Annotated in this window: 5 protein-coding genes; 3 read left to right on the top strand and 2 right to left on the bottom strand. The window is 72.6% G+C overall.

The annotated features are described in order from the left end of the window. Nucleotides 1-1,865, bottom strand: a 1,865-nt coding sequence (locus ACWGDE_RS33810; protein WP_453392878.1) for a molybdopterin cofactor-binding domain-containing protein, incomplete at its 3' end; no start/stop codon positions are given. Nucleotides 1,866-2,218: 353 nt separating this feature from the next. On the opposite strand from ACWGDE_RS33810, the gene ACWGDE_RS33805 reads away from it, so the two are divergent. Continuing rightward, nucleotides 2,219-2,467 (top strand): SCO4226 family nickel-binding protein, encoded by a 249-nt coding sequence (locus tag ACWGDE_RS33805; protein WP_453392877.1) that lies wholly within the window; start codon nt 2,219-2,221, stop codon nt 2,465-2,467. A 243-nt stretch (nt 2,468-2,710) separates the two neighbouring features. Then, nucleotides 2,711-4,138: a PP2C family protein-serine/threonine phosphatase gene (locus ACWGDE_RS33800; RefSeq protein WP_453392876.1), complete on the top strand. Its 1,428-nt coding sequence runs from the start codon at nt 2,711-2,713 to the stop codon at nt 4,136-4,138. A gap of 99 nt (nt 4,139-4,237) precedes the next feature. Here ACWGDE_RS33800 and ACWGDE_RS33795 read toward each other — a convergent pair whose 3' ends face one another. Beyond that, nucleotides 4,238-5,719, bottom strand: coding sequence for a DNA-binding protein NsdB (locus tag ACWGDE_RS33795; RefSeq protein ID WP_453392875.1), 1,482 nt, complete (start codon nt 5,717-5,719; stop codon nt 4,238-4,240). Between the two features lie 230 nt (nt 5,720-5,949). On the opposite strand from ACWGDE_RS33795, the gene ACWGDE_RS33790 reads away from it, so the two are divergent. After that, nucleotides 5,950-7,074 carry an aminoglycoside phosphotransferase family protein gene (locus tag ACWGDE_RS33790; RefSeq protein ID WP_453392874.1) on the top strand — a complete coding sequence of 375 codons (1,125 nt, stop codon included), beginning with the start codon at nt 5,950-5,952 and terminating at the stop codon, nt 7,072-7,074. Nucleotides 7,075-7,143 lie beyond the last annotated feature (69 nt).

Genomic DNA, 7,143 nt, shown 5'->3' with positions numbered 1-7,143 from the left:
GGGTCCGTGGTGTCTTCACCTCCCCGGCGGGGGGTCGGTGAGTTCTCCCCGTTGTTGACGGCTTGCCCCGGGGCGCAGCCGGCGGGCATCGCGCGGCCCCAGCCGCCTTCGGCGGCCACCTTGTCGAGGACGGCCCGCTGGGCGGCCGTCTTCAGGAAGGTACGGCGGAACTGGTATGGGTCCCGCCCGGTCGCGGCGGCCAGCTCGTCGACCACGATCTCCTCGGCGCCACGGGTGTTCGCCGAGTACACCGAGCGCCAGGAACCGGTGGGCAACCCGGTCGGCACCTCGGTGAGCGCCTGGGTGGTGAGCCCGAAGTTGTACGGGGACTTGATCGTGGTGAGGAACAGCGTCTGCGCCAGGGTGGCGTTGCCGATGCCGAGCGGGAGGCTCGCGGCGGTGGCGGTGATGATCTCGCCGAGGCCGTGCCGGAAGTCGGTCTCGGCGGCGGCGACCCGGTGCTCGAAGCTGAGGACCTCGCCGAGCAGGTGGGTGGCACGGATCTTGTGGTGGGTGGCGGGCCGCATCCGGCCGTGCCGGGTGTCGTCGACGCGGGTCCACATCAGGCGGACCGGGCGGCGGCAGGCCTTGGAGATGCGGGCCGCCTCCAGGGCGGCGTCGAAGAACAGCCTGCGTCCGAAGGAGCCGCCGGCCTGGACCACGTGGACGGTGACCTTGTCGAGCGGCAGGCCGAGGTCGGCGGCGATCGTCTCGCGGGCCACGATCGGGGACTTGAGCCCGGACCAGATCTCCGCGCGGTCGTCGCGCACGTCGGCCACGGCGGAGTTGGTCTCCATCGGGGCGTGGCTGACGAAGGCGAAGTCGAACTCGGCGTCCACGTGCGCCGTGAGGAGCGGCGGCACCAGCAGCGGCGGGGTGGCGGCGCGCAGCTTCGTACGGACAGCCGCATCCGAGAGCTGGTCCGCGGGGCCCGGGCCCCAGGTGACCTGGAGGGCGGCCTTGGCGTCGAGGGCCTGGCCGAAGGTCTCGGCGACGACGGCCACTCCGGTGGCGATGGTGACCACGTGCAGGACGCCGGGCATGGCCCGGACGGCGGCGAGGTTGGCCACGCTCCGGACGCTGCCGCCCAGGGTCGGCGGGCGGCGGACCACGCAGGGCTTGGCGCCGGGCACGTCGAGGTCGAGGGTGTAGCGCTGGGCGCCGGTGACCATGGCGCGGGCGTCGATCCGGCCGGTGGGCTTGCCGACGAGCGCGTGCTTCGCGGCCGGCTTGGGGGTGGCGCCGAGGACGATCAGGGCGGGGTCGGCGGCGTCGGCGGCGTCGGCGGCGAGCGAGCCGTATCCGGCGGTGCGGCCGTCGGGGGCGCGGACGGCGCCGTTCGCGGTGGTGAGGGAGGACGCCGGCAGGCCCCAGCGCCGGGCGGCGGCCGCGACGAGCCGGGCGCGGGCGGTGGCGGCGCACTGGCGGACCGGTCCGTACAGGGAGCGGATGGAGTTGGAGGAGCCGGTGAGCTGGTTGAACAGCAGCTCGGGGCGGGCGTCGTCCAGTTCGATCCGTACGCCGGCCAGGGGCGCGTCGAGTTCCTCGGCGACGAGCATCGCCACCGCGGTGGTCAGGCCCTGGCCCACCTCCTCGCGCGGCAGCCGGAAGCGGACGGTCCCGTCGGCGTCGACGACGAGCGCGAGCAGGGCGGAGGTGGGGGCGCCGGCCAGGATGAACAGGTCGCCGAGGTCCACCAGGTCCGCGGGGGCGGGCAGGGTCGGGATCACGGCGTGTGCGGGCTGCGGGGCCAGCAGGTCGGCCCCGGCACGGGTGACGAGTGCCAGGGTCGGCGCCGCGACCAGATAGGTGAGGAACGACCGGCGGCTGTGCCCGTCGGTCGGCGCGTGGCTCTGCCCGGTCATGTCGTTGTGTCCCCACCCTGCGCGCAGCCCGCCGAAGCGGGCCTCCCCGGCTCGTTACCGACACGTAGGGTAGCGATCAAGGGGTGTGGTGGGAAGTCCCGTCCGGGCCCCTCCCGCGGTGGGGGCCGCCGGGCCCGCGGGTCCTCCGATCGGGGGGTGGCGGACCCGCCGCGTTGATCCGGGTCCCTTCCGGTTTCCGCGGGCGGAGCGGGGGCCGGCCCTCGTACACCTCGGCCGCACGATCGACCGTCCCGTCCCGGAAGGCCGATTTCCGGCCGCGGGCGGACGATGGAATGTGCAGGGCATTGCCCCACCGCATTGCCACACCGAGCGCATGGAGGAGGTGTGCGGCAGTGACGAAGTACATGGACGTCCACTACGGCATGACCGGCATCACGGCGGAGCAGCTGAAGGCCGCCCACAACGCCGACCTGGCCATCGAAGGCGAGGAGCGCGTGCACTTCGAGCGCGCCTGGGCCGACCCCGCGTCGGGGACCGTCTACTGCCTGTCCGAGGCACCTTCGGCGGAGGCGGTCCAGCGGATCCACGAACGGACCGGGCACCCGGCCAGTGAGATCCACCCCGTGCCCCTCATGGTGTAACGGGCCAGACGCCGCAAGGGCTGTCAGCCATCGCGTCCGGATCCGCCGGCAGGGCTGACCGGATTCGTTCGCACACCCGAGGGGGGGCCGGGAGGCCGCAGGCATATGCCTTAGACAAGCCCGCTACAGATGTTGCCAAACGCCTTACAGGCCGTCGCCGCCTGTGCAAGAGTCGTTACCGGCCCTTCCATCAGAACCGGTCCTCCTCAGACTTGGCCGTGCCGCGCCTGTATCGGAGTTCTCATGCCGTCCCACCTGTTCGCGGACCGTCCCGCGCAGCCCCCCGAGCCAGGGTCGGTGGACGCGCTGATCTCGCAGACCCGAAGGCTTCGGGGAGAAGTCGACGCGGTGCGCCGCGACACCGTCGTCGACGACGACGACGCGCAGGGCCGCTGGCAGCGCGCGCTGTGCGATCTCGCCGTGCACCACCTCGACGACCTCCGCGAGCACCTCGGACAGCTCAAGGAAGGCCTGCCGCCCGTCGCGGCCGAATCCGTCGCGGCACCGCAGGCCGCCCCCGAGTCCGCGGCCGAGGCCCAGCAGACCCGGGTCGGCAGCGCCGAGTGGAACCTGCTGACCGACGAGGTCAGTTGGTCCGACGAGCTGTTCCAGATCTTCGGCCGCTCCCCCGAGGCCGGCGCGCTGCCCCTCGACGAACTGGGCTCCACCCTGTTCTCCGAGGACCAGCCGCTGCTGACCGCGATGGTGACGGCCTGTCTGGTGGACGGCAAGCCGATAGACGGCGAGTTCCGCATCGTCCGGGCCGACGGCCGCGTCCGGACGCTGCACATGAGGGGCGAGCCGGTACTCGACTCCGACGGCTGCACGGCCTCCATGTGGGCCGTGCTGCGCGACGTGAGCGAACTGCGCCGGAGCCAGCGGGCGGTGCGCGAGTCCCGTGACTCGCTGCAGCGCCGGCAGGAGATCGCGCGGACCGAGCGCCGGCTGGCGGTCGAACTGCAGGAAGCCGTGCTCCCCCCGTGGCGCGGCTCCCTGCGGTTCCCGCACGACAACACCCGTGCCCTGGACGTCGCCGCGCACTACCTGCCCTCCGCGACCAGCGCACTGATCGGCGGCGACTGGTACGACGCCCTCGAACTCCCCGACGGACACTCCATGCTGACGGTCGGTGACCTGACCGGGCACGGGGTGACGGCCACCTCCGGCATGGCGATGATGCTCGGCGCCCTGCGCGGCATGGCCATGGCGGGCATCGAACCGGGCCCCCTGATGGGCTGGCTGAACCAACTCCTCGAAACCTCCGTGCAGCCCGCGCTCGGTTCGGCGGTTTGCTGCCGCTACGATCCCGCGCGCCGGGTCCTGTCCTGGGCGCAGGCCGGCCACCCCGCCCCGCTGCTCTTCCGGCACGGCCAGGGCCGCTCGCTGCTGCCGCCCGAGGGCGTGCTGCTGGGAGCGACCTCCGGAGCCTCGTACGGGCAGGCGGAGGAGCGGCTCGAGCCCGGCGACGTGCTCGTCCTGCACACCGACGGACTGACTCCGCGCAGCATCGAGTTCAGCAAGGCCGACGGGACCGAGCGGCTGCTGGCGCTCGCCCCGCACTTCTCGGCCGCGCGGTCCGCGCAGGACTGCGTGCGCATGGTGATCGGGGAGTTCGGAGAGGGCGAGCGCGAGGACGACGCCTGCGTGCTGGTGGCCAGGATCGGCTCGTAGGCCGCCGGGGCGCGCATCAGGTGCCAGTGACTCAGGGCCGCGCCGGAAGGCGCGGCCTTTCTCGTCCGCCCGCTCGGGTACTCCCGGATGCCACGGCCCTCAGACCGTACGGGACACGGGGCTGTTCGGCAGGGCCAGCTTGATCTCCTCGCGGAGCTCCTCGATGCCGGCGAAGCCGGAGTACTGGCCGGTCAGCCGGTACATCTCGCGCAGCCGGTCCCAGGTGCGGTGCGAGGAGGTCTCGTTCATCGAGACGAGCGCGAGCCGGGCGTAGCGGTCGGCCTGCTCCGGGTCGTCGGCGATGAAGCAGGCCGAGGCCATCGAGATGTAGTCGAAGATCTTCGACCGCTCGTGGCCCGCGCTCCGCAGCCGCAGGGCCTCCTTGGCGTGCTGCTGCGCGATCGGTGCCGCCGAGGGGTCGTGGTCGGCGAGGGTACGGAAGGCCAGCGCCTGCATGCCGTGCAGATCGGCCTCGTCGAAGTGCTGCATCCACGAAGGCGGCGGCACGTCGGCCGAGGTGGACACGAACAGGTCCTCGGCCTCGCCCAGGGTGCGGCGCATGGCCTGCCCCTTGCCCAGCGCGGCCTGCGCCCAGGCCTCGATGGTGTGCAGCATGGCGCGGGTGCGGGGCAGGGTCTGCTCGCCGGAACCGGACTGCGCCAGCTTCATCAGGTCCAGGGCCTCGTTGGGCTTGCCCAGGTGGACCATCTGGCGGGCGGCGCGGGAGAGCGCCTCGCCGGCGCGCGGCCGGTCGCCCCCCTCCCGGGCGGCGTGGGCGGCGATGACGAAGTACTTCTGCGCGGTCGGCTCCAGGCCCACGTCGTGGGACATCCAGCCCGCCAGCACCGCCAGGTTGGCGGCCACTCCCCACAACCGCCGCTGCAGGTGGTCGGGGTGGTGGTAGGCGAGCATGCCTCCCACCTCGTTGAGCTGCCCGACCACGGCCTTGCGCTGGAGGCCGCCGCCTCTGGAGGCGTCCCAGGCGCGGAAGACCTCCACCGAGCGCTCCAGCGCCTCGATCTCCTGGGAGCCGATGGGCGCGGCCTCGTAGCGGTCGTAGCCCGCCGAGTCGGCCTGGAAGTAGTCGTCGTGGTGCTGCGTGCCCTTCGTGCGGGCGGGGTCGGTGTGGAGCCAGTCGTACATGGCGTTGCTGAGGGCTGAGCCGGCGGTGAGCGCGGCGCCCGCGCTCATCAGACCGCGACGGTTGAGCATGAGGTCCATTCCCGTGAATTCGGTGAGGACCGCGGCTGTGCGTTCGGGCGCCCAGGGCATCCCGTCGGGGTTCTCCTTCTCCCCGTCCGGCTGCCGTTTGGTGGTGCGCCGTTGCCGTACGAACCCGAGGTCCTCGATGGTCACGACACGACCGAGCCGCTCGGTGAACAGGGCTGCCAGTACCGTGGGAACGGGTTCGCGCGGGGTCTCCCCCATGTCGATCCAGCGCCGCACGCGCGAGGTGTCGGTCGCCAGCTGGTGGTGACCCATGGAGGCCGCCTGCCGGTTGACCATCCTCGCCAGTTCACCCTTCGACCAGCCGGCCAGGCCGAACAAGTCGTTCAGACGGGTGTTTGGTCCTTTGCTCACGTCAAGCCCCCAGGTTCTCGGCTGAGTTGACAGTAACCCCCCGTCAGATGCCGAGCGACTATTCGCCAGGGTTCGCCAGGGTCCGCTCGATGGTCCGCCACCCACGGCCGGGTGTCAGGTAGGAATGCGCCTCCCCGACCCGGTCACCGGCGGAACTCCCCAGGGTGATGCACGGGATCCGGCGGGGCGGCGTACGCAACTCGTCGGCGCACGAAGGGATCCGTAACGCCATGTACGCAGCAACGTCCTCCGTGTCCGCCCCTGTCCGGCCGCACCGCACGCTCCCCGCGGGCGGCGGCCCCTACCTCGAGCCCGGCCGTCCCGCCGCTTCGGCGCAGGGCGCCGTACGGGCACGGCGGATGCCGGGGACCGGATCGCAGCCGCTCAGCGGAAGAATCGACCTTTCGGGCCCGCAGGGGGCCCAGTTGCGCACGGCGCTCGCCTCGGTGCAGCGGATCTGTCCGGAGTTCGCGCCGGTTCAGGTGCTGCGGCGCAGCGGCCGGTCGGTCCTGCTGGTGGGGACCACCGGACGGATGACGGCCGTCGCGAAGGTTTTACTGGATCACTCGCCCGAGTGGCGCGAGCGGTACCGGCACGAAATAGCGACGTACCGGACCTTCGTCCGGCACCGTCCGCAGGTCCGGGTGCCGCGGCTGATCGCCGCCGATCCGGAGAACTGCGTGCTGATCGTCGAGCGGATGGCGGGCCGGGTCGCGGCACTTCAGCGGCATCCGGTGGAGGCTCCGCCCCGGGCCGACCTGCGGGCGGCGCTGGGCGCGGTGCGCCAGGTGAACGGCTGGCGGCCCGCCGAGGAGCTGTTCGGGCGGCCGCTGAACTACGGACGTCGCATCGCCAGGGACTACGAGCTGGGCCTGCTGACCGACCGGGACCTCGGTGATCTGCAGAAGCTGCTGCACGGGGTGAAACTGTCGGGCACCCCCTGGCAGTTCAACCACGGCGACGCGCTCCTGTCGAACCTGCTGCTGTCCCCGGCCGGTCCGGTGCTCCTGGACTGGGAGCACGCGGGCTGGTACCTCCCGGGCTACGACCTGGCCACGCTGTGGACGGTACTGGGCGACGCCCCGGCCGCCCGGGCCCAGATCAGCCGCATGGCGCAGGCAGCCGGACCGGCGGCGCGGGACGCGTTCCTGGTCAACCTGATGCTGGTGCTGACCCGGGAGATCCGGATGTCCGAGACGGCGGTCCAGCGCTCGATGCTGGCGTCCGCCCCGGCCCAGCCCCTCCCGGCGGGCGCCCTGTCCTCCGGCGAGGAACAGCGACTGCTGCTGCGTCGCCTGCACGACGACGCGGGCATGGCCCGCCGGGCGGTCCGTGCGGCGGTGGGCACGCGCTGAGGACGGCGCTCCCGATCGCCCCTGATCCCGCAACGGGAGAAGCCCGGCTCCTGCGCATCTCGCAGGAGC

Source organism: Streptomyces sp. NPDC054956 (genome assembly GCF_053609185.1).
Note: the sequence above shows the minus strand (reverse complement) of the source record. Positions and strands in the feature narration are given on the sequence as shown.

Excerpts from the sequence above, each read along its gene's own strand:
- ACWGDE_RS33790 (WP_453392874.1), top strand. The coding sequence starts at position 5,950 with ATGTACGCAGCAACGTCCTCCGTGTCCGCCCCTGTCCGGCCGCACCGC.
- ACWGDE_RS33800 (WP_453392876.1), top strand. The coding sequence starts at position 2,711 with ATGCCGTCCCACCTGTTCGCGGACCGTCCCGCGCAGCCCCCCGAGCCA.